This is a genomic window from Hungatella sp. (assembly GCF_046966825.1).
This window is the reverse complement of sequence record NZ_JBKVCZ010000013.1, coordinates 1-25930: the sequence shown is the minus strand read 5'-3', so window position 1 is coordinate 25930 and position 25930 is coordinate 1. Positions and strand designations below refer to the sequence as shown.

21 protein-coding genes and 1 pseudogene are annotated in these 25930 nt (G+C 48.9%); 9 read left to right on the top strand and 13 right to left on the bottom strand.

What is annotated here, in order from left to right; genetic code table 11:
- Nucleotides 1-33: 33 nt before the first annotated feature.
- Complete coding sequence (locus ACLTD4_RS06265) at nucleotides 34-732, bottom strand: RluA family pseudouridine synthase (RefSeq protein WP_117621127.1); 699 nt, start codon at nucleotides 730-732, stop codon at nucleotides 34-36.
- 95 nt (nucleotides 733-827) lie between these two features.
- Nucleotides 828-1562: a nitroreductase family protein gene (locus ACLTD4_RS06260; RefSeq protein WP_117621128.1), complete on the bottom strand. Its 735-nt coding sequence runs from the start codon at nucleotides 1560-1562 to the stop codon at nucleotides 828-830.
- A gap of 217 nt (nucleotides 1563-1779) precedes the next feature.
- Between ACLTD4_RS06260 and trhA the strand changes: the two genes are divergently transcribed.
- Complete coding sequence (gene trhA / locus ACLTD4_RS06255; RefSeq protein WP_117621129.1) at nucleotides 1780-2427, top strand: PAQR family membrane homeostasis protein TrhA; 648 nt, start codon at nucleotides 1780-1782, stop codon at nucleotides 2425-2427.
- A 233-nt stretch (nucleotides 2428-2660) separates the two neighbouring features.
- On the opposite strand, the gene ACLTD4_RS06250 is transcribed toward trhA, so the two are convergent.
- Nucleotides 2661-2909, bottom strand: a complete 249-nt coding sequence (locus ACLTD4_RS06250; RefSeq protein ID WP_055654560.1) for a GIY-YIG nuclease family protein — start codon at nucleotides 2907-2909, stop codon at nucleotides 2661-2663.
- A 434-nt stretch (nucleotides 2910-3343) separates the two neighbouring features.
- On the opposite strand from ACLTD4_RS06250, the gene ACLTD4_RS06245 reads away from it, so the two are divergent.
- A complete protein-coding gene (locus ACLTD4_RS06245; protein ID WP_117621130.1) occupies nucleotides 3344-3523 on the top strand; it encodes a hypothetical protein in 180 nt (59 codons plus the stop codon).
- A 147-nt stretch (nucleotides 3524-3670) separates the two neighbouring features.
- Here the strand turns inward: ACLTD4_RS06245 and ACLTD4_RS06240 are convergent.
- The 4 genes and pseudogenes from ACLTD4_RS06240 to ACLTD4_RS06225 all read right to left on the bottom strand — a co-directional run bounded on the left by ACLTD4_RS06240 (nucleotide 3671) and on the right by ACLTD4_RS06225 (nucleotide 7679).
- Nucleotides 3671-5280 (bottom strand): annotated as a pseudogene (locus ACLTD4_RS06240) (DUF3794 and LysM peptidoglycan-binding domain-containing protein).
- Nucleotides 5281-5350: 70 nt separating this feature from the next.
- Entirely contained in the window at nucleotides 5351-6232 is an 882-nt protein-coding gene (locus tag ACLTD4_RS06235) for a tRNA 2-thiocytidine biosynthesis TtcA family protein (RefSeq protein WP_117621131.1), read from the bottom strand.
- A gap of 61 nt (nucleotides 6233-6293) precedes the next feature.
- Nucleotides 6294-6956 carry a serine O-acetyltransferase gene (gene cysE, locus ACLTD4_RS06230; RefSeq protein ID WP_117621210.1) on the bottom strand — a complete coding sequence of 221 codons (663 nt, stop codon included), beginning with the start codon at nucleotides 6954-6956 and terminating at the stop codon, nucleotides 6294-6296.
- Between the two features lie 318 nt (nucleotides 6957-7274).
- Nucleotides 7275-7679, bottom strand: a complete 405-nt coding sequence (locus ACLTD4_RS06225) for a protease complex subunit PrcB family protein (RefSeq protein ID WP_086022245.1) — start codon at nucleotides 7677-7679, stop codon at nucleotides 7275-7277.
- A gap of 274 nt (nucleotides 7680-7953) precedes the next feature.
- On the opposite strand from ACLTD4_RS06225, the gene ACLTD4_RS06220 reads away from it, so the two are divergent.
- A complete protein-coding gene (locus ACLTD4_RS06220; RefSeq protein ID WP_117621132.1) occupies nucleotides 7954-8412 on the top strand; it encodes a type II toxin-antitoxin system PemK/MazF family toxin in 459 nt (152 codons plus the stop codon).
- Between the two features lies 1 nt (nucleotide 8413).
- Here ACLTD4_RS06220 and spoIIID read toward each other — a convergent pair whose 3' ends face one another.
- The 6 genes from spoIIID to ACLTD4_RS06190 form a co-directional block, all read right to left on the bottom strand.
- Complete coding sequence (spoIIID, locus tag ACLTD4_RS06215) at nucleotides 8414-8692, bottom strand: sporulation transcriptional regulator SpoIIID (protein WP_002601848.1); 279 nt, start codon at nucleotides 8690-8692, stop codon at nucleotides 8414-8416.
- Between the two features lie 105 nt (nucleotides 8693-8797).
- Nucleotides 8798-10261, bottom strand: a complete 1464-nt coding sequence (locus tag ACLTD4_RS06210) for a sulfatase (RefSeq protein WP_117621133.1) — start codon at nucleotides 10259-10261, stop codon at nucleotides 8798-8800.
- Nucleotides 10258-12519 carry a helix-turn-helix domain-containing protein gene (locus tag ACLTD4_RS06205; RefSeq protein WP_117621134.1) on the bottom strand — a complete coding sequence of 754 codons (2262 nt, stop codon included), beginning with the start codon at nucleotides 12517-12519 and terminating at the stop codon, nucleotides 10258-10260. The genes ACLTD4_RS06210 and ACLTD4_RS06205 overlap by 4 nt, the downstream gene beginning before the upstream one ends.
- A gap of 22 nt (nucleotides 12520-12541) precedes the next feature.
- Nucleotides 12542-13456, bottom strand: coding sequence for a carbohydrate ABC transporter permease (locus tag ACLTD4_RS06200; RefSeq protein ID WP_055654548.1), 915 nt, complete (start codon nucleotides 13454-13456; stop codon nucleotides 12542-12544).
- A gap of 12 nt (nucleotides 13457-13468) precedes the next feature.
- A complete protein-coding gene (locus tag ACLTD4_RS06195; RefSeq protein WP_025529141.1) occupies nucleotides 13469-14407 on the bottom strand; it encodes an ABC transporter permease in 939 nt (312 codons plus the stop codon).
- Nucleotides 14408-14483: 76 nt separating this feature from the next.
- Entirely contained in the window at nucleotides 14484-16130 is a 1647-nt protein-coding gene (locus tag ACLTD4_RS06190) for an extracellular solute-binding protein (RefSeq protein WP_181988568.1), read from the bottom strand.
- 378 nt (nucleotides 16131-16508) lie between these two features.
- Here ACLTD4_RS06190 and ACLTD4_RS06185 point away from each other — a divergent pair, with 378 nt between their 5' ends.
- The 6 genes from ACLTD4_RS06185 to ACLTD4_RS06160 all read left to right on the top strand — a co-directional run.
- Nucleotides 16509-17870: a sulfatase-like hydrolase/transferase gene (locus ACLTD4_RS06185; RefSeq protein WP_117621136.1), complete on the top strand. Its 1362-nt coding sequence runs from the start codon at nucleotides 16509-16511 to the stop codon at nucleotides 17868-17870.
- A gap of 30 nt (nucleotides 17871-17900) precedes the next feature.
- On the top strand, nucleotides 17901-19937 hold the full coding sequence (locus ACLTD4_RS06180) for an alginate lyase family protein (protein ID WP_117621137.1): 2037 nt from the start codon (nucleotides 17901-17903) through the stop codon (nucleotides 19935-19937).
- Nucleotides 19930-22014, top strand: a complete 2085-nt coding sequence (locus ACLTD4_RS06175; RefSeq protein ID WP_117621138.1) for a heparinase II/III family protein — start codon at nucleotides 19930-19932, stop codon at nucleotides 22012-22014. Before ACLTD4_RS06180 ends, ACLTD4_RS06175 begins: the two co-directional genes overlap by 8 nt.
- A 90-nt stretch (nucleotides 22015-22104) precedes the next feature.
- A complete protein-coding gene (locus tag ACLTD4_RS06170; protein ID WP_117621139.1) occupies nucleotides 22105-23277 on the top strand; it encodes a glycoside hydrolase family 88 protein in 1173 nt (390 codons plus the stop codon).
- Nucleotides 23278-23286: 9 nt separating this feature from the next.
- Nucleotides 23287-24741 carry a sulfatase-like hydrolase/transferase gene (locus tag ACLTD4_RS06165; protein ID WP_117621140.1) on the top strand — a complete coding sequence of 485 codons (1455 nt, stop codon included), beginning with the start codon at nucleotides 23287-23289 and terminating at the stop codon, nucleotides 24739-24741.
- On the top strand, nucleotides 24738-25930 hold a 1193-nt coding region (locus ACLTD4_RS06160; RefSeq protein WP_412331202.1), incomplete at its 3' end, for a hypothetical protein. The genes ACLTD4_RS06165 and ACLTD4_RS06160, both read left to right, overlap by 4 nt.

Sequence of the window (25930 nt, the reverse complement as noted above, 5' to 3'; positions counted from 1 at the left end):
CAGAATGAGGTATAGTTATGTATGCGTTTTACTTTACTTTTTTGTGATTATTTTAAATTTATTAAATATCGTCCCCTGCGGCTTTACCGTAAACTCCATCTTCTTTTTATTCCCCGGATGAGTAAAGGCAAGCTTCCAGGCGCAGAGAGCTACGTTTCTCTGGCCGGCCACCTTCGGTCCGGCCGGATTGTATTTCAAATCGCCCAAAAGCGGAGATCCATGTCCGGAAAACTGAACGCGGATCTGATGGTGGCGTCCTGTCTTCAAATCGATTTCCACGAGGCAGAGCGGGCCCTCCTCTCCCTCCAGCTCCTCCAGGACCCGATAGCTTAATTCCGCCCTCTTCGCATCGGTTATCCCCTTATCCACAATTTTAGAAATATTATTTTTCCCGTCTTTCCACAAATAATCCACGTATGTCCCAAAGTTATCCACAGGTTTTCCACAAATAACAGCCAGATACTTTTTCTCCATCTGATGCCCGGAAACCTGCTTACTTAAAGCCCCCGCAGCTTCTTTTGTTTTTCCAAAAACAAGTATTCCACCAACCGGCTTATCCAGCCTGTGGATAACTCCCACATATGGTTCCCCCTTTTTTGGGGACAAATTGTTGATATGTTTCTTCACTTCACTGACCATGTCCGGCTCAAAGGTCCGGTTGGACTGCGACTCAATTCCCACCGGCTTTTCCACAACAATGATCTGGTCATCCTCATACAGTATATTCAGCATCCTTATTACTCCTGTTTTTTATGTTCTCTGCTTCTGCCCAGTCCTCGCTTTCGCTCGCTTCCTGCTTCTGCCCGGTTACCATTTCTTACACGTCTCTACTCAGCCCACTCCTTCATCATCACTCCCACGGACCGGCTCATCTCCGCGCTGAAATCCGAATTCCATTTCCGCTTGCAGAATGCACGCAGCCAGCGGTCAAATTCTTCTTCTGTCTTTCCCTGGCGGTCAGACAAAACCGATGCATACTCCTCTGCTTCCATCTGACGGTATGTATTCTCAGATACCACCGCCGCTTCCGGCAGACGAACCGGCTTTTCGCGTTCCTGCTGCTGCTTTGTCGGGTAGCCGAACACTACCATGGCGGTAGGCACCACATACTTTGGCAGATGAAGCAGCTCCCTGTGCGTCTCGTACCGCTCCAAAATATCTCCAATATAACAGGATCCAATTCCCAGGGCAGAAGCCGCCACCACCGCGTTCTGGGCAGCGATCAGCGCGTCGCAGGAGGCCAGCATAAAGTCTCCCATGCCCGGCTTTCTGACTTCCTCCTCATGCTGCAAAAACAGGTCGTACCATTTCCGGTAATCGGCACAGAATACCAGCACCATCGGTGCTTTGGCAATAAACGGCTGGTTGTCACAGGTAACCGCCAGCGTGTCCTTGAGCTTCTGGTCCGTCACATCGATAATAGAGTAAAGTGTCATATTGCCTGCGCTTGGAGCCTGGATCGCCGCCTGAATTACCATCTCCTTCTTCTCCGGTTCGATGGGCCGTTCCTCATAGGCGCGAACGGATTTTCGCTCATATAATTCCTGTATAGTCTGATTCATATTGTAATTTCCTCCCTGCATAAAGTATATAAGTATATTACACTGTTTTTTAAATTATTTCAGTATAATCTTATTTTTTCTTGTACATTATTTTCTTAAAAATTTTTGCAAATCCATTGCATTTTTCTCTCACAAGTTGTATAGTATATAAAAAGAGAACATGTAGTTTTTAAAACTATGTCATATATTTTTCATTAATTGGCAAGGAGGAGACATTATGAAATTTAAAATCAAGGACCCCGGAAGCGCAATCACACATTTTATCGGCATGCTCATGGCACTGTTTGCCGCCGCACCGCTTCTCTTAAAAGCGTCGGCCGACGACAGGCTCCACCTCGCTGCCCTGTCCATATTTATCATCAGTATGATCCTGCTTTACGCGGCAAGCACCATCTATCACACACTGGATATTTCTCCAAACGTCAACAGGATTCTAAAGAAAATTGACCACATGATGATTTTTATACTGATTGCCGGAACGTATACTCCGGTCTGCTTAATCGTCCTGGGTGACCGGACCGGCTGGGGACTTCTGGCACTGGTATGGGGAATCGCGATAGCCGGTATTGTCATCAAGGCCTGCTGGATCTATTGTCCCAAATGGTTCTCCTCTGTACTCTACATCGCCATGGGCTGGGTATGCGTCCTGGCATTTACAAAGATCATCAATGCCCTTCCGCGGGCTGCATTTGGCTGGCTTCTGGCCGGCGGTATCATCTACACAGTGGGCGGTATCATCTATGCACTGAAGCTGTCGATCTTCAACTCGAGGCATAAATATTTCGGCTCTCATGAGATTTTCCACTTATTCGTTATGGGCGGCAGTCTCTGCCACTACATTATGATGTATCAGTTTGTAGCATAAGAAAACAAAGAGTCCGGCCCGCTGGACTCTCGCGCCGGAGCGCGGCTGCTTCAGCAACCATATTTCTCTGGCGCGAAGTGCGCATCCTGCCCGAAAGGCATTATATGTAATAAGGGCACTTTCCTATTACAAAAAACCGCAGTTCTTTTCCAATAATCCGAAGAGAACTGCGGTTTTTATTTGTCCTGATACCTCCGCCGGTTTACCATTCATCACACAGCGCAGTACCAGTATTACAGCGGACTGCCAGCCACCAGTTTCAGCTTGTCCTTCCTGGATAGCTTCTTGATGGCGGCCTCACGCCTCATGGCCTCCTCTTTCGTCTCAAAAATCTCATAATACGCCAGAGACACCGGCCTGCGCGCCTTGGTGTACTTGGCGCCCTTCCCGTCGTTGTGCGCCTTTAAGCGCTTGTCCAGCTGGTTTGTCCAGCCGCAGTACAGCGTATCGTCTGCACATTTCAACAAATATGTATAATTCATCTTCCGTTGCTCCTGTTTCTGAAATTTCACATTCCCGATCACTCACACCTTTGCCGCATCTAACAGCTCGGACGACGTCCTGCATCTGCCGCCCTGATCCATGTTATGTAAACGGTAATCACGTCTTGCAATCACGTCACTACCGTCCAGGAATGTTCCCCTGTCATCTATTTCAAGCACCAGCTGGATGCGTTATGGCGCCGTCTGGGGTACTGCATAGCTATAATATATTATATAACAGAAGGGGCGGATGTGTGAACACAAAATTTCCAAATACACTGGAATTATCGTTGCAGTGGACGACAGGGCTGTGAACTGCAGCAAATTATCTGTTTACACTGTGAATGTCTCCGCCCAGCCTGCGCATATTAATCCTGTAGCCAGTTACGAAGCTTCGTTTTGGCATGCTTTCGACAAAGCGGCCGTTTTCTGCCATGGACAATAAAAATGATAAAACAGGCGCCTCCTGTCCCTGTAAATGGGTAAAATGCCCCCGCCACGGCGACTGCGGCGCCTGCAGAGAGCATCACGAGAAAGAGAAGAAGTTCCCGCCTTTCTGCGAGAAAAATCCGCGCAGGAAAAAAGGCGCTGCAAAGTCCGCCAAAAAGGACTAGCAGCGCCTCATACCAGCAAAAAGGAGATTCTGCCGCATACGCCGCACCATCTCCTTTTTGATCTTCCTCACAGCAGCACAGGGCTTTAGCGTGTTTGAAAATTCAAGCCCGTCAGCTGTGCCCCACGCTCATAAATGTTCCATCGGTCTATGACATTTCCTTCACCAGCAGCAGACGGTCTCCCGGCTTGATCAGACTGTCGGTCAGCCCATTGGTCGTCATGATCGTTTCCACCGTTGTATGGAATTTTTTTGCAATTTTCCACAGAGAATCTCCGGGCTGGACGATATAGCCCACAATTCCCGGCATCTGCTGCAGTTTTTTTAAGTCCATCGGGGCTTCCGATACATTTTTGATCACCTGCTCGCATACCGGCTGAAGGGCCAGCAAATCCAGCGCGATCGTGGCCTTCACCTCCACCGTGCCGCCGCCCATCATCACGGCGCTCATCTGCTCCAGTCCCGGAACCAGCTGGCAGATGGTCTTCTCGTTGATCCCTGGCGCCTCGATTAGATAATGAACGGAATCACCTCCACAGAGGACTGAATCGGCTGGCTGTCGTCCGCGGTCAGATAGAGCAGACTTACCTCCAGCACGCCCTCCACGTGAAGTCCATCCTCCTTGACCTCCGTCTCGTCAATCTTCACCACGCCCTCGCTGTGGCAGATCTGAAGGATACGGTCCGCGTGATCCATGTTTAATTTCTCAGCAATCTTACATTTGCTCATATTCTTGGTGAGCACCTTGTCGAAGCATGCGTCTCCCGTCTCAAGAGTCAGCTCCCGGTTCGTGGAGTAGAGATCGCTTAACAGTTCCATGCTCTCTTCCCGATAGAGCTTCATATCCAGCTCCAGGACGGCATCCACGTCGAGCTCCCGCATTTCCCCGTCATAATCGGGCTTCGCTTCAATTTCCCGGTGAATCAGATGAACCGACACAGAGGGCACCATCTCCTCGGAAGCCTCGGATAGATCCAGCTCTCCGGTAAATGGAATACTCTCTTCCAGCCACTGAACCGGCGCGTCTTCCCCTTCTCCCTGATAAATGACGAAGACCATCAGCTCCCCATCCAGCACCATTTTGCCGTCTAACGGCCTGGTGGTAATGCCGCGGAGCTTCATCTCGCTCCACAGAATGTGATCGATGTTCGGTTTATTTCCGGACAGCTGTAAATTCTCCTTGATCCGGTATGTATCCTTGCGGCGCACCGCGATCGCAGCCACATCCACATTGCGGCGCAGAACCTCTACCTGAGGCGTTCCATTTAAATCGCTGGCGCCTCCCATCATGGCCGGCGCTCCTGCGCCAGACATACCGGTGTCCAATTCTACGGCAGCCTCCACGTCATAGAGAGTCTCCACCTTTACTTCCAGCGTGACAATAGCCTTGATGCTTAGCTTTCTGGAATTGATCATGCCGGCATTCAAATCTTCCAGATCCCATCCCAGCTGGACATAGTCCTTCTCTTCCAGCCCCGGCACATTGATGGGTTCCTCAAAGGAAATGGAACCGCCCAGAGCCTGCAGACCTCCCTCTGACTTCCTGTATAAGACATTAAAATCCATTTTCCCGCGCACCAGGACCCGTTCTCCCTGGTTTTTCACGGATTCGATGACGATTTCACCGGAATCGAGAATGACCTGATCCACATCGTCCATAGTATCCGGAACGATAAAATCATCGTCGAGGGTTATCTGTGACGTGGCGTTTCCTTTCCAACGGTTCATATGTATGTTTTTCTTCACCAGCTCCAACATAAAAAAGCACCTGCCTTACCTTCTATATTCCTTTAAGAAAGTTTATGCAGGTGCATGTTCCAATATTACGTTAATATTCATCCAGAAAATGATGGCGCTCCCCATTCTTCACGTATCCGATGCAGGCGTCCAGGTTGACGTTGGTTACGCTCTTGAAAATGTTGTTTTCAATGTTGGGATTGATCTTTCGGAATTCCTCAATCAGTTCCTTCATCTCCTGACGCTTCGAGGAGTGAACGATATCGCCGCCGGCCATCCCGTCTGACGCGGCACTTTCGGCTCGCATGGCCCGTTCCTTTGCGATGGCTTCCGTGAACCGGCAGGCACACTGCAGAAAATGCAGGCCGTTCTCTTCCTTCCAGTCGATAATTGCCCGCTCCTTCACAAAGTACAGCGGTCTCAGAAGCTCCATCCCTTCAAAATTCGTGCTGTGAAGCTTCGGCATCATGGTATTGACCTGCCCGCCGTACAGCATGCTCATAAGCACCGTCTCGATCACATCGTCAAAATGATGCCCCAGCGCTATCTTATTGCATCCCAGCTCCTTCGCATGGGCGTAGAGGAATCCGCGCCGCATACGCGCGCAGAGGTAGCAGGGAGATTCATCCACATCTACCACCACGTCGAAGATGTCGGAATCGAATATCTCGATAGAAATCTCCATCAGGGCTGCATTTTCCTCGATCAGCTTCCGGTTCGCCGGATGGTATCCCGGATCCATCACCAGAAAATGAAGCCCGAATTTCATCTTACCATGGCGGAGAATCTCCTGCATACACTTTGCCAGCAGCATGGAGTCCTTGCCGCCGGAAATACAGACAGCAATGTTGTCTCCCTCCTCGATCATCTTATATTCATTCAGCGCATCCACAAAGGGGCGCCATATTTCCTTGCGGTAATTCTTGATAATGCTGCGTTCGATCTGCTGGCAGCGTGTCTTTGGTTCCTTCATCTGATCGGCCTGCTCCTGTCTGCTTTTCTGCTTTTCTGCATTTCTGCTTTTCTTCTTTTCTCTATTCTACGTTCTCTTTTTTCCTGACACTCGCCAGTTCTTCCTGAAGGGACGCGATTGTCTCCTCCATCTGCCGGATCCGCTCTTCCATCTTGCAGTAGTGATCCATGGTCACAAGATTCTTTTCCTTTTTGGGAATCGGCACGCCGTCGATCTTGACAGCCCGGGCCGGGACGCCCACTGCCGTCACGTTATCCTGAAGCGGCTTTAACAATACGGCGTTTGCCGCGATGGTACAGTTATCCCCCACCTCGAAGGACCCTAATATCTTGGCTCCTGCCCCTACGGTCACGTTGCTTCCCAGGGTCGGGTGGCGTTTCCCCTTGTTTAAGCCGACGCCTCCTAACGTAACGCCCTGGTATATCGTACAATTATCTCCGACTACCGTTGTCTCGCCGATCACCACGCCGCAGCCATGGTCAATTAAGATCCCGTGGCCCAGCTGCGCCCCGGGATGAATCTCTATCAGTGTGAAAAACCGGGCGATCTGTGAAATCAGCCTGGCGGCAAAAAACATCTTATGCTTATAAAACCAGTGTGCAAACCGGTGCCAGATCAGCGCGTGGACGCCCTGATAAAGAAGAAGCACCTCTAAGGCGTTCCTCGCCGCCGGGTCACGTTCCTGAACGGCTTTTACATCAAGCCATATATCCTTTAATATCATACGATCCGTCCCCTTTTCTTTCCATTTTCTTTCCATTTTCCTTCCATTTAATTCCTAGTGAAACAGTATACCATAGTATATCATATGATGTGGAAAGAAAAAAGGACAATTTCCAGAAATTTAAAGTTCCTCTTCCCAGTCAACATCAAGTACAGCAAACATTCTCCCCTTCACTAAGGCTGATGTACCAGGACAGCCTGTCTAACGTTTTTTCCTTCTGCAATTCTATATCTTTTAAAATAGTAAAAAGGCGTCAAACAGTCATTTGACTGTTTGGCGCCTCCTCTTCTCAGACATGCCGCATTTCCTCCCGCCTGGCTACTGGAACACCACCGGCAGCTCGGAAAGCTCCGTCTTGATGACAATGAAGGGGAATGAGGGTTCCGTCCCCCCGCTTTCACCTTTTTCCGGTCCCAGCAGATCCGTATCCAGTACGATGGAGTTCTCCGTCAGATACAGCTCATTTACAGTGATGCTGTAGCCGCCGGTGTCCTGTTTTCCGTATCCAACCACTATGTATAAGTTCTGGTCGTCGCTGTAGGTCAGCTTGAACGGCGTCTTCTGCTTTTCGGCAATAATCTGCTTTAGCTCCTGTGGAATATCTGCTTCCGCTGTCACGGAAAATTCCAGGTCCCGTACTTTGTTTCCGTCATCCTTGCTCATGCTGCACCCGCTCAGTGTCCGTACAACCAGAACCCACATGCAAAGGCACATGAACAGCATCCATTTTCTGTTCAATAAACTCTTCATAGCACTCTCCCCGTTTATGTTGATTATTACTATCTTATTCGTCCATGCCGGGGAATATGCGGATTTTCCAAAATCCGTATGCAAAAGGTAATCCCTTCCGTTTTTTCTAAAATTTTCATCGGAAAACCTGTTTATCTTCCGGACCAGTGGAAATACTCATAAACAGAACGACAGGAGACGGACAACCGCCAAGGGCCAGGACCGTTTCCGCAAATGATTGACATAGATGTATTAACAGGAGGAGACCATGATGAATCATTTATCAGATAAATATAAAGAAAAACTTGTGCTGCGCGGTGACTTATACTATGCCGACTTATCACCGGTGATCGGTTCCGAGCAGGGCGGACTGCGCCCCGTACTGATCGTACAGAATAACACGGGAAACCGTCACAGCCCCACCGTGATCGTCGCGGCCATTACCAGCAGGACAACCAAGGCTAAGCTTCCCACCCACGTACCGGTCACCAGAGAGGAAAGCGGTTTAAAATGCGATTCCACCATCCTTCTCGAACAGGTAAGAACCATCGACCGCTGCCGCTTAAAAGAGTACATAGGACAGCTCTCACCCGGACAGATGGAACTGGCGGACACCGCACTTCTCACCAGCTTCGGGCTAAAAAAAGAGACCGCTGTCCGGGACCGTACTCCTTTGACGGTCCGGACAGCGGTCCCCTCCCGCATGTATTCCATGCAGTCATCATAACTTACCGGTCTGAATCTTTGCTGCACATGGCCAGCCTGTGCTGGTATTTCTCTTTCGTAGCCAGGCCTCCCCGGATGTGACGCTCGGATTTGTTGATGTCGAGAATCACTCTAGCCCGGGCTGCCAGGGAAGGATTGATGTGCTCTAAACGGTCTGTTACATCCTTATGTACCGTAGATTTGGAGATACCAAATTTCTTCGCCGTCTGCCTTACCGTAGCATGATAGTCTATGATGTAGTTGGCTATGGCAACTGCACGCTCTTCAATATATTCCTTCAAGAAAATCCCCCTGCTTAGGACGTTTTTACAATCTTATGCGGGGGGATTTGCAAATATGTATAGCACGGCTTCTTTCCTTACTACAGTTGTAACTGACGTTCTTTCCTACTGGTATCTCTCTCGAAATTCCTTTAAATCCATAGCCGGAAGCACCAGGCTGTCGTTGATTTCTCTCATATGCTCTGCCAAAATACCTATGAGCCTCTCTGCCACCTCATCATATTTCTCATAAAACACCAGATTATCCGTTTCCAGCCTGTCCCGATCCAGATCATACACCTCCAGGAATATCTCATCCTTAAAAAAGTCCACAATCAGCTTATAGTTTCCGTCAATCACACAGCGACTGTAATTCCCCAGGGAGGCGTTCCCGTCATATTGGATATATACAGCCCTGTCTCCTGTATCAGTCCCGTCCTCCAGCAGCTGGCGCAGAGAACAGCCGTCCATTAGATGCCTGGGAGAGATGGAATTATAGTCACAGATAGTCGGCAGCACGTCAATGTGACTCACCGACTGCTCAATATGCCTCCCTCCATTCCTGCTCTCCGGCAGTTTCACAAGAAACGGTACCCTTGCGGATTCCTCATACATGCACATCTTCTGAAACAGACAGTGTGCTCCCATCATCTCTCCGTGATCCGAGGTGAAAATAATCATAGAGGAATCGTAAAGCCCTTTCTCTTTAAGCACTCCGATGATGCGGCCCACACAGTCATCTAATAAAGCCACCAGCCCCAGGTAGACACGGAAGCTTTCCTTCCACTCTTCCACAGAATACTGGTTTCCAATCACTCCCGTCAAATTGTATTTCTGCAAGGGAGACTGGTGGGGATACCAGACTCCCGTGTTCTCCGGCAGTTCAAAATCCGACTGGCTGACTTTGGAATACCATGGCTCCGGGATATCGAAAGGCGGATGAGGCGCTAAGTGCATCATGCTGAGAAACAGAGGCCGGTCCCCCTTCACTTCCCGCAGAGCTTCCACTGCCCTGTCCGTAAAATAACCGTCAAAATAGTAAGCGTTCCCCTCTTCATAGATCCCTGTAGACGCATTCGAATAATTGCTTACGCGTGTATATTTCCCGGCATGCATTTCCGGTACCGGTGTGCGGAACCGTTTCCCTCCCGGCTGACGTTTCCCCTCTTCTCTCAAAAACTCCTTATACGTCTTTTCTGTGGTCAGCCACTTCGTCTTAGACGCCGCCCGGCACTCCAGCGGCTCTCCCTCTGTGAAATAGTGCTGTTTACCGCTGTGGATGCACTCCATATCCAGGCGTTCCATCATATCGTAGAGATTATCAAATGCCGCCCCCACCCGGGAGTATTCCTTTTCCGGTCCAAACCAGCCATTAATCAGGCTCCCATTTCTGCCCGGATAAGTGCCTGTAAAAAGGGCGCCTCTGGCCGGGACGCACAGAGGGCAGGCGCAATAGGCCCGTTCAAAGATTACGCTCTCTCCCATAAGCTGCTCCAGATTAGGCGTCACCCCCATCCCCAGCACATCGCTGCGCAGCTGGTCAGCAGCAATCATAATCAGATTATTTCTCTTCTCCCCCTCTATGCTCATAGGATTGATTCTCCCTCTTTCTTTTTATCCTGCCTCTTCTTGTATTGATAAGGTGTGATTCCATAGGTTTCTTTAAATATTTTAATAAAATACTGCGGTGAGCTGTAACCAAGCCTGTAAGCGATGTCCTTCATACTGTAATCCTGGCTGATCAGTTCCAGCGCCCGGTTTAACTTTTTTTCTTTTATGTATTCTGTATAGCCTTTCCCCATCAGCTGCCTAAAGGTACGGCTCAGCACATCTGGCCTCAGTGAAAAACAGTCGGAGAGGTAGTCCAGAGAGATATCCTTTTCCAGCTGCTCCTCTATCATCTGTTCCAGCCTGGCCTTTAAATCCTCACTCTCCGGCTTTTTCTTCTGCCGTATATTGGTTAAGAGCACTTCACACAGACGGTTCATCCAGTCGCAGAAGGCTTCGATATCTGCCAACTGCTTATAGTATTCCCTGATATCGTATCCATAGACCACCCACATATCCAGCTGATGCCTCTGTATGGTCTGATACAGCAGCGTCACCAAATCCCGCAGAGTTGACTGGCAGTAGTCGATTCCATAGTTACCGGTCTGAAAGGATACCTTCAGGGCTTCCATGTGGTATTTAAAATCCAGAATATTCTCGTTGTTAATATCCTTTTCAATAGCTGCAAACATCTTTAAATGGCTGCCATTGCTTTTTCTTCCCGGTATCTTTAACTTCTCCCAGGATAAGAATGGCTCATCGTAATAGATAAAGCGGTAACGTGCGGCCTCTTTGGCGCTTAAATAGCTCTTTCTCAAATTTTCCTGATTCAATTCATAGGGAACGCCTGAAACAAAGCCCTTCATTTCTACAAACTGCCGAAAATTCTCTGAAAGCGCGGCACGGATCTGCTCCTCCTTCTCCTCCTCATCTCCGTCATATACTATGACCGCCACCACTTCTTTTTTATCCATGGTCGTCAGAAACAAGCTTCCGCAGCCGCTGCGGCTGTCGTACCCACTCTGCACTCCCGTTAAAGGAAGACTCTCCCAGTCCCTTTCCTTTAGATAGACAATAAAGCAGCAGACTCTGCTGAATGGACAGCCTGAAAAGAGCGTTCCATAAGCCTGATCCGATTTACGGTTTAAGATCAGGGAACGCAGAGAATTCTGCTGAAGCACCTCCTCCGATGACTTCACGGTCTCATTAAGCCCCGATATGGTATCCGTCAGCACCGTGAGGGAGCTGTCGAAGCTTCGTCTGTCCTCTCCTATGGAAATTCCGGCCCGTTTGGATACTACCAGGACGCGCTTATGGTACACAGAATAATTGAGATAAGAGATTCCTGCCAACACCAGAATATTAAACAGTATAGAAATACCGAAATTCATTAGAAAAATCCGGCTCTTCACATTATAATCCGCCAGAAAGGCATAATCCGGTATATAATAAATATAACTCAGCCCAGTTAAAGTAAAGGCGTTGGAAAAGACAGTCACCGGTTCACCGGATACCTTCATCTTCACGGACCTGGCGCCGCTCCCCGGCTCCTCCCAGGTACTGGTTCCCTTTAGATTATCCAGAACTTCCTGACTTCTCCCTTTGTCAGAACCTGACTGATAAAGAATTCTTCCATCCTCAGCTGCCAGTACAAAGCATCCCTTGCTTTCGTCAATATATTCCTGAAAACTGCCTGGAGAGATGTGAAAAGCGGCCACGATGGTCTGCCCCCTGCCTTTCAGACCTGATATTTTTTTCACATAGGTGAGTACCGGTTCTCTGGAGGGATATACTCCGTCAGACAGTTCAAAAAAGTATTGGTCCGCGCCCATCTTCTCAAATTCAAAATACCACGGAAGATACTGGTTTACCTCTTTTTCATCCAACGGAAAATGTATTTTATTAAATCCGGTCACGATGGTTCCGGTTCCTTCATAATAGATATCCATACTCACCACATACGGATACACCTTTCTGATCTCCTCCAGCTTTCCTACCAAATCGGTAATCGCCTTGGGCGAATCGATGATCGAGCGTTTCTGGGGAAGCAGTACAGGCTCATTTAACTTTAAATCCGAAAAATATAGCTGGGGAATGTCCACCAGGGATTCCATAATCTGCTTGTCTATATTGCGGAAGGCCAGATTGGTAACACGCTTATTGTAATCGATAAAGCTTTCCAGATATACTTTGCTGTTCATATCATGAAAAACAAAGTAATTGAACGCAGAGAGAATTGTGATACTGCAAAGATTAATGCACAAAAGTATGTAAAAAATTGAATATCTTTTAGCCCCCATGGTAAGTCCTCCACTATCTTTGTTAACCTTTGACGGACCCCACCATCATTCCTTTTACAAAATACTTCTGCAGGAATGGATAGGTGCACACGATGGGAAGCAGAGACAACACCAATGCCGCCATCTTCATGGTCTCCGTATGCACCACCACATCTACCATTGCCTCCATGTCGGCCGTCTGTCCATTGGTCAGGATCGTCTGAAGGACATACTGAAGGACATAAAGACCGGTTTTCGTCACATAGAGCATGTTGTCCATCCAGGAATTCCAGTGCTGAACACAATACCATAACGAAATTGTAGCCATAACCGGCTTGGATAAAGGCAGATAAATGCGAAACAGGACCATAAAGGGCGTGGCTCCGTCTATCTTTGCCGATTCCTCCAGTTCTCCCGGTATACTCATAAAAAAGTTTCTGGTGATGATGAGGGCAAAGCCTGTCATCATACAGGGAAGAATATAAACCAGAAAATTGTTGGTCAGATGGAGATTCTTAATCAATAGATATTTAGGAATCATTCCGCCTGAAAAGTACATGGTAAACACCACAAAAAGCATGAGGCCCCTCCGGTAGGGAAGGTTTAGTTTCGACAGCGGATAGGCCGTCATAACCGTGATCAGTACACCACAGCCGGTTCCTATGACAGTTCTCATAATCGTGATAAAATAGCTGTGCCAGAAATTGCTGTCAGTTGCAATCTTGCGGTAGCCCGAGAAGTCAAATTTCGTCGGAAACAAATGGAAGCCCGTCGCGTTTACGACGGAAGCAGGACTCATGGAGATTGTCACCACCTGCATGAAGGGAAGGATGATGGATATCATTAAAAATGCCGCCATGCCGTAGGCAAAACAGTCTACTGCCCAGTCTTCCATACTCCTTTTGTGTTTTCTGACGTTTATGCCTCTGTCTTCGCCGCTGTTATTATCTTTTTTCATCGTTCTCCCCCTTTACCACAACGCATAATCATTTGTTTTTCCGGCCACATAATTGGTCAGTATGACAAGAATAAATGAAATGGTATTTTTAAACAGATCTACCGCAGTGGTAAAGCTGTACTGCATCTTCTGAATACCCATCCGGTATACAAAGGTAGAAATTACGTCGCCAACGGAATAGGTACTGGGTGTCAGGAAGTTGTATACCTGTTCAAAGCTGTCATTTAGTATCTTACCGGATTCCATGATGAGCATAACGGTGATAATAGGCGCCAGCGCCGGCAATGTCACATGGATAATCTTTTTAATTCTGCCCGCTCCGTCCATTTCCGCCGCTTCATAGAGCGTGGGATCTACCGCTGTAACGGCGGCTAAATAGACAATGGAGCCCCAGCCTATGGATTTCCACAAATCAGACATAACCAAAACGCCGCGGAAACACCTTGGCTCAGCTACAAAGAAGATGGGATCAATGCCCAGGTTCTGAAGCAGTATATTAATGGGTCCTCTAGACGGAGATAAAAACTCAATGATAATGCCCGATACCACGACCCATGAAACGAAATGAGGGAGATAAGAGACCGATTGAGCGAACTTTTTGAACCGCGGAGCCTTAATCTCATTTAATATCAGGCAGAGCACGATCGGGGCCGGGAAACAGATTAAAAGCTTATACAAGCTGATGACCAGCGTATTCTTCAGTACGGAAAGAAAAAATGGATCGGTGAACAGCGCTCTAAAATGCTTTAGTCCCACAAACGGGCTGCCGCTGATACCTTTTAAGGGATAATAGTTCTGAAATGCGATGACCAGTCCATACATGGGGCCATAGCAGAATACCAGAAAAAACAGGATTCCTGGAATCAGCATAATATAATACTCTTTATAGTGGGTCATATTGTAGAGAAAGCCTTTTTTCTCCGTCTTGCCCTTTCGTGCTTCTGATGTCATTTAAGTACCTCCATGAAAAAAGAAGGGAGCGCAAATGAAAAATTTATCTGAGCGCCCCCATGTCTGCTTCAATTAATTATTTTGCCGCGGCAAGCTTCTCGGCATATGCCTTCTGTACGGCCTTTTCTGCCGCTTCGCCGCCTGCTTTCTTAAACTCTTCCACAAATGTATCGAAATAGTCGATCGGCTTTGTACCTGTGATCATATCGAAATATGCCTGCTCCGTAAGGGTATCCAGCGTCGCGATAACCTCAGAGAATTCCTCAACCGGAGGCGCATTAAAACGGTAATAGCCGTTACCGGTCACTTCATGTCCGAATTTCGTCTTCTGTGGTGTTACTTCCTGTGCGAAGTTTACAGTACTGCCGAAATCTACCTGAAGCACGCCTTCTTTACGCAGCTCTGTGCCCTCCATGATTCTGACAGGCCCCTGCGGTGTGGTCTTGAAATGCTTGCCTTCCAGCCCGTAGTTTACCATCTTTGCATAATCCATATCGGAATAATATGCATCTAACATAGCCAGGAATGCATCTACCTTGCGGGGATCACTGACTCCCTTTGTGGTTAAACAGGTAAGACGGCCTGTTAAATTCCAGCCTTCTGTTCCGGACTTTCCATCCGGCCCGACAGGAGCCGGCCCAATCACGATATCCGCGTCGGGATTTAAGCCCTTTAACTCCTTCATGCAGACGCCCCAGTTGTTCTCATCCGTCGTATCTGTACTGGCATTTAAGTAGTGATACGGCTGGGCAGAGGTCAGACCGATCTTTCCATTCATAAAAGAATGAGACAGCCATGCGTATCCGCCATGGTTCTCGCCTGTAATGAATTCCTTGTCGATCAGGCCCTTGGTATACCAGTCATGAAGCGTGGTAAGCGCTTCTTTCGCTTCCGGGCGTATATATGGGAAAAACGGTACATTATCTTCGCCCAGCTGCATTTCCTCTACTTTAAATCCGGTTCCGCCTCCGGTCACACAGCGCATTCCATACGCGCCGAATACTGCGCCGAATGCCCTTTCTGCCATACCAGCCGTGTCCTTCTTTCCATTTCCGTCAGGATCCTGCTCCACAAATGCGGTCAATACTTTTTCGTAATCCTCCAATGTCTCCGGAACTTCAAGGCCCAGCTTGTCCAGCCAGTCTTTTCTCCAGAACATAGCCATAGGAACCGCGTCCATGGGATTTACGATACCGTAATTCTTTCCGTTATAGATCATGGTACTCCAGAGGGAACCGTCATCATTGGCATCCGCTGTCTTTGTGTAATTAGGAGCCTTTTCCCGGATCTCTTCGATGGGAATCTCTCCGATGATTCCACCATCAACAAATGCCGGAAGCTGACTTAAGTTATCGATAACCAGTACGTCAGGCATTTCCCCTCCTGCGAACCTTACATTTAAGTTCTCCCAGAATTTATTGGAATCCACGTACCATGCCTTTAAATCAATATTGAAACGCTCTTCAATCGCTTTCACTACTTCCGCGTCATCATCTACTTCAGAGGAGGTCTGCCCTACCAGCCATTCCATCTCTACCGGCTCGCCTTTTTCTGCCGCTGTAGTTTCCTCCTTCCGGGTCTCTCCCTTTTGATCTTCTGCAGTCTGTGATTGTGTCTGCTCCGTTTCCTTCGCCGTATTCTTTGAGGAAGAACAGCCGGCCAGTGCTGATGCTGCCATTACAGATACCATGAATCCGGCTATGAGCCGTTTTGATCTCTTCATAATCATACTCTCCTTTTAAATGTAAAGTGCTTGAGTTCCAAACGCGCTTGATTCTGGGTACATGCTACCACAGACATTTCCGATTGACAATCTGCAAAAATTTGAAAAATACCACTTTTTTGTGGCTTCTGTATTTAACCTGTGATCTGCAAAAATCCGCATGTTTACTGCATTCCTGCTGTCAGATCATTATCATTTCTGCTTTATCTGCCATTTTATCCTCTATTTTTAAGTCCTTAAGAACCCATTTTTTTAATTTTCTTATGCACGATTCACAAAAATTTGGTATTTTACAAAAAAGTGCCGTTGAACCTAATTTTCCCTATCCTTATAATAAACTCAGTTTTAAAAAAATTTTGTAAAGGAAAAAATCAAACCATGAACTCACGGCGACCCAATATTCTGTTTCTCATGACTGACGAACACCGGCCGGACTTAACGGGTTTCGCAGGAAACACAGTGATCAGGACCCCGAACCTGGACCGTCTGGCAAAAGACAGCGTCGTATTTGATCACGCCTATACCCCTTCTCCGGTATGTATTCCGGCGCGCCAGTGCCTGATGAGCGGCCAGTTGCCGCGAACCTGCGGCTGCCAGATATTCGGGGAAGACTTGCCGCCCTTCTACCCCACGTTTGCCCGAACCTTTTCAGAACATGCTTACAATACGGTTTGCTGCGGAAAGCTGCATCACAACGGCCCTGATCAGATGCAGGGCTGGATGAGACGAATCGGCCGGGACTGCCGCATCACGGAATCCTTTGTGCCTGAATTAGATACCAGAGAGCTGGCCCGTGTAAAGATATCAAAGGAAGAGCACCGCTGGACCAATGCAAAGGAAGTCAGACGTTCCGGCGTCGGACACGCCAGAAACACGGTGGAGGATGAATACACCCTGCAGGGGGCGTTAGATATTATAGAGGAAATTTTCGAATCTCCTTATTACGATAAGCCTCAGCCCCTCCAGCCCCTTCTGCTGAAGGTGAGTTTTGTCCTGCCTCATTATCCATACTTTTGCAGCGAGGATTTATTTAAATACTATTTAAACCGGGTTCCCCTATACGGCCCCGAGCAGAAGCTGTCCGGCCATCCTTACCTGGATACAAAGCACCTGGAAATAGGAAAAGATATCACCATGCGTGACGTGCAGCGCACTACAGCCGCTTACTATGGTATGGTCGAAACAGTCGATGGATATATCGGTCAGATTCTCCATAAATTAGAGGAAGCCGGGCAGAATCTGGATGACTGGATTATTGTTTTTACCAGCGATCACGGAGAAATGCTGGGCGAACACGGGATCTGGGCCAAGCATAAGTTTTACGAGTCCAGCGCAAGAGTCCCCCTGTTTATTCGCTGGCCCGCGCAGTACAGACCGCGCCGGATAACCTCTAATGTAAACCTCTGCGACTTATACGCCACACTCTGCCAGCTTTGTGATATTCCCATCCCTGCCGGCCTCGACAGCCGTTCCTTATCCTGCCTTATGGCCGGCAAAGAAGAAGACTGGGATGATGAGAGTATCAGCCAATATCTTGGAGAATACTTAATGATTAAAAAAGGAAACTTAAAATACCAGTATTACGGACCGGACATGCCCCGGGTTTTGTTTGACCTTGCCTCTGATCCATCCGAAACATTAAACGTTATCGATTCCCCCCAATATAAAGAAGCCGTTCTCCGCTTTGAAAAGCGCAGCCTGGAACTGGGCTTCGGCCACAAAAAAACAATACCCGGATGAGATTTATCACAAAGTAAAAGGAGAAATCACATGACAGAGACATACCCGCTACTTCAGGACATTTTAACAGAAGGCGCCACTGCTGCCTCGCTGTTACCCGGCTTGAAGCAAAGAGTTCTTCAAACAAACGGGCAGATAAGCGCCCTGGAAAGAGGCCGCTGCATCAGGGAGCAGTTTCCTGACCTGGCTGTGGACACGCTGCGCCTGGCCGATGAAGCTCTGGCTGGCCGGCTGGTACTTCCCGGCACGGGCCCAGCGCTCCACTTCATCGGCAATCCGCCGGAATGGACAGAAAATCCCGTGAACGATAATGAATACACGTTTCATTTAAACCGGATGCACCATTGGAAAACCATGTGCGAAGCCTACAGCCTGACCGGGGATTTGACATATGCAAAAAAAGTTATAGAAGAAGTGAATGACTGGATTGATTCTGTACGCTGCCCGGCCTTAACTGACGAGAAGGGAGACTATGTGCCTGGACGTTTCGACGGACTCACCCCCTGGAGAGCCTTAGAGGCCGGAATCAGAGGTTACCGCACATGGCCTTATGTAATTGAACTTTTGGCAGAAACACCCTATATGAATGAATCCTTTTTAGAAAAGCTGGTTCCATGCATCTATGTTCACTGTCTGGTATTGTATCATATTTCCCCGCTTCTGTGGCCGAAGGCAGATCACAACCACTATCTGATGGAAAACCTGGGCCTGCTGTCCTTCTCCTGTCTCTTTCCGGAGCTTAAAAACAGCAGTCTTTACCAAAATCATGCCTTAAAGGAGCTGGACCGGTGTATGGAAGCCCAGTGTACGCCCTGCGGGGGACAGATCGAGGGATGTCCGTCCTACCATAATGGATGTGTGTTCTGGTTTGCCATGCGCAATGTATTTTCCAGAAAATTTCATCTGCCGGAATCGGAGGCATATACCAAAAGGCTTCACAAGATGTTTCTCCACTCAGTCCACGCTACCCGCGCCTGCGGAGGCAACTTCCCATGGGGAGACAGCCATACGGCCGACAAGGAATCCTTGTGCCTTTCCGCAGTCTCCTGCTATATGGCATCAGGCAATCGGGATTATCTGGCCGCTGCCGCTCATTTCTATCCTGTTTCTTCCATATATGAGGTCATCAGGGATAATCTGTGGAGAATTCCTGATATCACGCATTTAAAGGACGATTTAATCTGGGCGGAAGCGCATCCAAAAAAACCTGACCTTCCCCTTCTGGCCTGGCAGAAGGACTTAAATCAGGTCTATCTGCGTTCCTCCTGGGATAATCAGGCCCTAAGCCTCATGACAGGCTGCCGCACGCCCGTGCAGAATCTCCACGCTCACATGGACCCGGGAGGCTTTGATTTCACCGCGTACGGCCTTCCTCTGATCTCCGACCCAGGCATTTATACGTATAAGGATGATGAAAACCGATACCGTTTCAAAAGAGCAGCTTCCCACAACTGTCTGACGGTAAATGACAGGGACCCGTGGGAATACAGGGGTTCCTGGAAATACGGCCCTCAGAGAGAGGGCTTCATCTGTGAAGTACAGGAGGCATCCGGTCTTACCTGCATTACCTCCTGCCATGAAAATTATGCTCCGGCACAGACGGTCCGCCATCTGGCCCTTATTGGTAACCGTCTTCTCCTGATCATCGACCACGTAACCGGTCTGTCCCCGGATGACACAGTACAGGTACATTACCATTTAAACAGAACGCATCTGGTGTGTGGTGATGACCGCTCCCTTTATTCCTGTGATGACGGCCCCTCCATCGAGCTCGCGGCAGGCGCCGACTGCGAAACCATCATAACAGACGGAAAAATCTCCACTGCCAACAACATCTGGCACGATTCCAGGCAAGTCTGCTTCCGCTTAAATCCAGACAGCAGCGGCACATGTTACTTTGCCGTATTAGCAGTTCCCTACCCGGTTACCCAGAATAAGCGGACCGTATCTGTCCGGCAGGCTCTTAACGGGGACAGCTTTACCGTAGTATGTGAGTTTAAGGAATACACTCTCCGCTTTATACTGAGCGGCAATAAACTGAAGAAGGAGGAAATACGCCATGAATAATATCCCCGGCGATGAAACACTTCTCACAGACAACCAGCTGTTTGAAGCTTTAGACCTTAATCTCCCCGGCCTCTCTGAGGTAAAATATAACTGGGCCAGGGGTAATACAGCACTGGCTAAAAAAGCGCTGGTCAAGTACTTCGAGCAAAGAACGCAGGTGACCTATTTTTATGACTGCCGCAGCCTTCCGCTTAAGAGGATGGAGCCGGATGAACTGCCATATGCCTATCAGTCTTCCCTGGGCCTGCGCGGCAGTTTGAAGGACTTCTGCTTACAATCCGGGCGCAGTATGATGGAACACCGCTATCTTCTGCCGGGTGCCAGAAAATCAGAGGACTTAGGCCCTTCCTATGAAAATATGATACATTTTAACTTTCTGGAGGATCAGGGAAAGCGCCACCGTCACAGTCTTGATATGTTTGTAAGAGGACAGTTTTTCGAGGCTCTGTCCGTCCTTTATCACGAGGAAGGCGACACACAGGTGATTGCTACCTTCACGGAGCTTGTACATAAATTTTTTGAGACCTATCCTCTTATTGTAGAGGATCCGTCTGCCGGAGCCAACCGTTTCCAGTATACGGAGGACCGGGATGCCATGAGCGTGGGCTGGCTGACCATCGTTCTCATCAGCTTGTTTTATACCAGACTTCCCTATGAGACCGACATCGACACAGCCTTTGATCTCCTGAAGCATATCTGGTTTTTGGGAATTCAGTTCAAGCGCTTTGAAGAGGATGGCTACCGCCCTTACAATCATCACATGTGGGAAAGAGGGCTGGTTCCTTTCCTGCTCAGCATCCTGCTCCCTGAGATTCCTGATTTTCGTGCTTACAGAGAGAGAGGGGCCGGCATCGTCTGCCGCCATATAAAAGAAGATTTCAATGAAGACGGTGGTTACAGTGAGCATTCTATTGCCTATTGGTCAGGTGCTGCTATTGGAGAAATGCTGTTTCGCGGCATTTATCTGGCTAACTTAAATGAAGTGCCTCTTCTGGATGAAGAATCCCACCAGAAGATATACGCTTCCTTCTCCCTTCTGTCCATGCTGACCCCGCCCGGCCCCCTCTACCCTTCCCTGGGGGACAACGGCGGCCCCTTAGCAGACCCAATCCTTCAGCTGGGCATAAAAATGCTTTCACACCCCATGTGCACAGAGCTGGAACGCGCCAGAATGCTTCAGAAAGACGCAGATCCGGAGATTCTTCCCCGTGATTTCTGCAGCACAAAAGCCGGTTTTCTCTGCAGTCGAAGCTCCTACCGGCATGACGGCAATTATATCCTCATGTCCGCCAAGACCGGCTGCGGCTGTTCCGGCCATAACCATATGGATTTACTGTCCCTGTTTCTTACCTTCCGCGGTCAGGCCTTCATCGGGGAGCCGTACACAGACAAACTGTATCATTCCATACGGATGAACAGTGAACTGCGCGGATATATGTATAACATGACCTCCCATAACACGGTGCTGGCCCATGGGGAGCCTGTTCTGCCCGACTGTGTCTATGCAAATAAATGGGGCGTTTACCGCCCGGATACGCCGGTGACTGAGTATTGGACCGATCCCAAAGGTATTTATGTCAAAGCGCACCATGATGCCTATACGTATTGCCGTCACACCCGCCGGATTCTGTTCCATCGTACCCGCGGTCTTATCATCCGTGACGAGATGGAACGGGGAAACCGCCGGGAGAAGCCGCATATCCAGCGCTGGCACTTAGAACCTGGAACTGTCTGCCGCATTCTCAATGATTATTCGGTTCTGATGGAAAAAAACGGAGTTTCGCTTCTCTGGATCTGGACAGACTGCTGCGATATCCGACTGTGGAAGAATACCGCTCTATGCCCTGAAATCTATGGCTCCGAAGATATGCTGGCTCCGATTCTTGATGTGTCTTTCCTTGGACCGGAAGATAAAAAGGTGGATATCGGTACTATCACGTTAGACCTTCTCATCCTGGATGTGACAGATGGAACGTGGAGCTCCGGCCTGAATCTCCATTCCTTAAGGACCAAACTCCGGGAGCAGGCTCCTGCCATGGATAAAAAATTATCACTGGAATGTTTCCCTGCAATCTGATCAGAATCTCACGCTGCCTGTAAATACATTAGAGGCGGCTGCAGGAAATAAGAAATATCACCTGCAGCCGCCCCGGAATATGAGGAAATTATGACATTTGAAGAATTAATGAAAAAACCGGAGCTTTCTCCGGACGAGACGAAAAAAGCGCTGGAGCTGGCTTCCAGACAGACCGAAAGCTGCTTAAGCGAATTTTCCAGCCAGTTTAAATCCGTTTATTCTGAAAACGGCTTCTATACTCCCGTCCCCAACGAACAATGGACCAACGGCTTCTGGACGGGCGAACTGTGGCTGGCCTATGAAAATACCGGAGATGAACGATACAGGGAAGCCGCTTTGAAGCAGGCAGAAAGTTTCCTGGAACGGATCGAGACCGGCAATCACACCGACACCCATGATCTTGGCTTTCTCTACTCCTTATCCTGCGTCTCCGGCTATAAGCTCACCGGAAATGAAACAGCGAAAAAAGCGGCTCTCCTTGCAGCTGACCGCCTGAAATCCCGATTTCATGAAAAAGGACAGTTTCTTCAGGCCTGGGGGGCTATGGACAATTTAAAAAACTACCGCCTGATCATTGACTGTCTCCTAAATCTTCCGCTTCTCTATTGGGCCACGGAGGAGACCGGACAGCCAGAGTATGCCAAAAAGGCCAGAGCTCACTTAGACACCGCCTTAAGCGTAATTATCCGTCCTGATTATTCCACCTATCATACGTATTATTTTGATCCGGAAACCGGGAAACCGCTGCGCGGAGTAACGCATCAGGGATATTCTGCGGACTCTGTCTGGGCCAGAGGCCAGGCCTGGGGCGTCTATGGGCTGGCGCTCAGCTACCGCTATACGAGAAGCCCTGAATATCTGGAAGACTTTAAGCATGTGACAGATTATTTCCTCACTCATCTTCCGGAAAACCTGGTGCCATACTGGGATTTCATCTTTGAAGACGGCAGCGGCGAGCCCTGGGATTCCTCGGCTTCCGCTATCGCCGTCTGCGGAATCTTGGAGATGTGCCGGTTCCTGCCGGAAGCGGAAGCGGCTCCTTATCTGGCTGCCGCCAAAAGGCTTATGAAGGCACTGACAGACTTATGCGCCGTCACCTCCCCCGAGAGTTCAAACGGGCAGCTGCTCCATGGCGTCTACGGGAAAAAAACTCCTTACAACGACTGTATCGATCATGGTATCGATGAATGCAACCTGTGGGGTGATTATTTCTATGTGGAAGCCCTGACCCGGCTGACAAAAGACTGGAACCCTTACTGGTAGGAGGCGGCCATGAATATCATTACAATCTTATCCGACGAACATTCCTATGAAATGATGCACTTTATCAATCATTCCATATTGAGGACACCGAATCTGGACCGCCTGGCGGCGGAAGGTATCGTTTTTGACAATTTCTATTCCTCCTGCCCTGTATGTGCACCGGCCCGCGCCAGCTTCTTCACCGGGGACTATGTACACCAACTGGGAACCTGGGACAATTCAACCCCATATGATGGGACAGTGAAGGGTATCTCTCACCATCTGACGGAAAACGGTCATACCTTTGCCTGTATCGGAAAAACACATTTTCATCATGAAGGCAGTTATGCATTTACGTATGAGGCCCTGGCGGGATACATGTTCAGACCCGATATCGGCTGTTACTTCAGAGATCAAAAGCTGGCAAGAATCGGCGCGGAAAAACGGTTTGACCGCATCGGCATCAAAACAGAGGAGAGCTTTGATGACCGGGTGCTGAAGGCAGGCCTTTCCTGGCTGACAGAGCATCGGGATGAGAAAGATTTTATGCTGTACATAGGATTTTTAGATCCACATTTTCCATTTTATGTGAAGCAGGAACACTGGGATTACTATAACTCCGCAATTACAGAGATACCAGAAGAATTAAAACCTCCCTTTACCTCCTTAAACCCTTCACTGGAATGGATGCGAACCTATTTTAAATGCGGGAGTGTACCGGAAGAGACCGTCCGGAGAGTCTTAGTCGGGTATCACTGCGCCATCGAGGAACTGGATGAACGCCTGGGAATCCTTCTTGATAAAATTGATGCCCTGGGCCTTCGGGATCATACGGCGGTCTGTTATTCCACCGACCATGGCGAACAGATGGGATATCATGGGATGTGGTGGAAATGCTGTATGTTTGAGCAGTCCTCTCATATTCCGCTGATCTTTCGAATCCCCGGAATCGAGGCAAAACGGGTTTCCTCCCCTGCCGGACTGGTGGATCTCTATCCCACCTTCTGCGATCTTCTAAACGTTCCCCAGCCATCTTCCATCTCAGGACACAGCCTGATGAGACTGGCAGAACACGGTGAAGACTCCGCGCATCCAGACTTCGCGTTCAGTGAATACCATGCTCACGGTATTCCGGATGGCATGTTCATGATTCGATGGGACAAATACAAATATGTATTTTATTGTTCTGACGGTCCCCAGCTCTTTGATCTGGAGGCCGACCCCGGGGAAAATGAAAACTTACTGGAGACCCGGGCGAACGACGGCGTGGTTCAGGAAGCTGCGGACAACTGCCATCGCCGCCTGCTCTCCATTTGTGATCCTTATGCAGTGAACGAACGGGCTAAGGAATTTCAAAAACGCATAAAGGCAGCCATGGGAATTACGGCATACACACAGGATATGGGACAGTGGGTTCCTCACCCGGAGGCGCTTCCAAATCCAGACCACAACCACTCTTTTTATTCAGAAAGGACAAACTTATGAACATTTATTGGGGCGATATTCACAATCACTGCGGCATCACATACGGCTACGGAGCACTTGACAACGCACTGACCGCAGCAAAAAATCAGTTGGACTTCTGTGCGGTTACTGGACATGCCATGTGGCCGGATATGCATGAAAGAACTGAGGAAACGGCATTTGTGGTAGATTTCCACAACAGAGGTTTTAAAAAGCTGAAGGATCACTGGCCGGAGGTCAGGAGCGCTGTGGCCGATGCCAATTCCGAAGAGCTGGTCACATTTCAGGCTTATGAAATGCACTCTTCGCATTACGGAGATCATCATCTGGTAAGCCCGGATGATACACTCCCTCTGATATACCGCAGCTCTCCGCAGGAATTAAAGGATGACTGCGGCTGCCGATCTGTTACGGTCGCCCACCACATCGGTTATACACCGGGATACCGTGGAATCAACTGGGATGAATTTGATGAAAGCGTGACTCCGCTGGTAGAGGTCTGCTCCAAGCATGGCTGCGCCATGAATGAGACGGCCGCTTATCCCTATTATCACAATATGGGACCGCGGGACAGCAGAAATACCGTTTACGAGGGACTCCGAAGGGGTTACCATTTTGGTTTTACAGGCTCTACCGACCATCACGCCGGATACCCCGGTTCCTACGGCGACGGCAAAATGGCTGTACTGACCGATAAGAAGGACCGGGAATCCATCTGGGATGCCATGATAAACCGCCGCACCTACGCAGTCACCGGGGACAGAATTCTCTGTACATTTGATATCAACGGCTTTGTTATGGGCTCGATCGTGAAACACACCTCCGCCCCCAGAGAGATTCATTACTCTGTGAAAGCCTGCTATCCTATTGATAAAATTGTAATTTATAAAAATTTAGAGCCGATCCATATCACAGAGGGACTTTTCTTAAAACCGGATAAGGCAGATACCCGCTTTAAAGTCAGAGTGGAGACCGGATGGGGAAATAACAAGGATGAGCCGTACCGTTTTACCTGCACCGCCCATGTGGATGACGGAAAGATATTAGACATCGAGCCATGCTTCAGAGGGCGCAGCGTACTGGCCCCCTCAGCAGAAGAAGATGACTCCCAGGATGAGATCAACAAGCTGGACAACCGGATTCTCTCCTGCCAGGACAATGTGGCCGCATGGCAGTGCGAAACCTTTAAGAACCTCTCCACACTCCATCC

Excerpts from the sequence above, each read along its gene's own strand:
- ACLTD4_RS06265 (WP_117621127.1), bottom strand. The coding sequence starts at position 732 with ATGCTGAATATACTGTATGAGGATGACCAGATCATTGTTGTGGAAAAG.
- ACLTD4_RS06260 (WP_117621128.1), bottom strand. The coding sequence starts at position 1,562 with ATGAATCAGACTATACAGGAATTATATGAGCGAAAATCCGTTCGCGCC.
- trhA (WP_117621129.1), top strand. The coding sequence starts at position 1,780 with ATGAAATTTAAAATCAAGGACCCCGGAAGCGCAATCACACATTTTATC.
- ACLTD4_RS06250 (WP_055654560.1), bottom strand. The coding sequence starts at position 2,909 with ATGAATTATACATATTTGTTGAAATGTGCAGACGATACGCTGTACTGC.
- ACLTD4_RS06245 (WP_117621130.1), top strand. The coding sequence starts at position 3,344 with ATGGACAATAAAAATGATAAAACAGGCGCCTCCTGTCCCTGTAAATGG.
- ACLTD4_RS06235 (WP_117621131.1), bottom strand. The coding sequence starts at position 6,232 with ATGAAGGAACCAAAGACACGCTGCCAGCAGATCGAACGCAGCATTATC.
- cysE (WP_117621210.1), bottom strand. The coding sequence starts at position 6,956 with ATGATATTAAAGGATATATGGCTTGATGTAAAAGCCGTTCAGGAACGT.
- ACLTD4_RS06225 (WP_086022245.1), bottom strand. The coding sequence starts at position 7,679 with ATGCTGTTCATGTGCCTTTGCATGTGGGTTCTGGTTGTACGGACACTG.
- ACLTD4_RS06220 (WP_117621132.1), top strand. The coding sequence starts at position 7,954 with ATGATGAATCATTTATCAGATAAATATAAAGAAAAACTTGTGCTGCGC.
- ACLTD4_RS06210 (WP_117621133.1), bottom strand. The coding sequence starts at position 10,261 with ATGAGCATAGAGGGGGAGAAGAGAAATAATCTGATTATGATTGCTGCT.
- ACLTD4_RS06205 (WP_117621134.1), bottom strand. The coding sequence starts at position 12,519 with ATGGGGGCTAAAAGATATTCAATTTTTTACATACTTTTGTGCATTAAT.
- ACLTD4_RS06200 (WP_055654548.1), bottom strand. The coding sequence starts at position 13,456 with ATGAAAAAAGATAATAACAGCGGCGAAGACAGAGGCATAAACGTCAGA.
- ACLTD4_RS06195 (WP_025529141.1), bottom strand. The coding sequence starts at position 14,407 with ATGACATCAGAAGCACGAAAGGGCAAGACGGAGAAAAAAGGCTTTCTC.
- ACLTD4_RS06190 (WP_181988568.1), bottom strand. The coding sequence starts at position 16,130 with ATGAAGAGATCAAAACGGCTCATAGCCGGATTCATGGTATCTGTAATG.
- ACLTD4_RS06185 (WP_117621136.1), top strand. The coding sequence starts at position 16,509 with ATGAACTCACGGCGACCCAATATTCTGTTTCTCATGACTGACGAACAC.
- ACLTD4_RS06180 (WP_117621137.1), top strand. The coding sequence starts at position 17,901 with ATGACAGAGACATACCCGCTACTTCAGGACATTTTAACAGAAGGCGCC.
- ACLTD4_RS06175 (WP_117621138.1), top strand. The coding sequence starts at position 19,930 with ATGAATAATATCCCCGGCGATGAAACACTTCTCACAGACAACCAGCTG.
- ACLTD4_RS06170 (WP_117621139.1), top strand. The coding sequence starts at position 22,105 with ATGACATTTGAAGAATTAATGAAAAAACCGGAGCTTTCTCCGGACGAG.
- ACLTD4_RS06165 (WP_117621140.1), top strand. The coding sequence starts at position 23,287 with ATGAATATCATTACAATCTTATCCGACGAACATTCCTATGAAATGATG.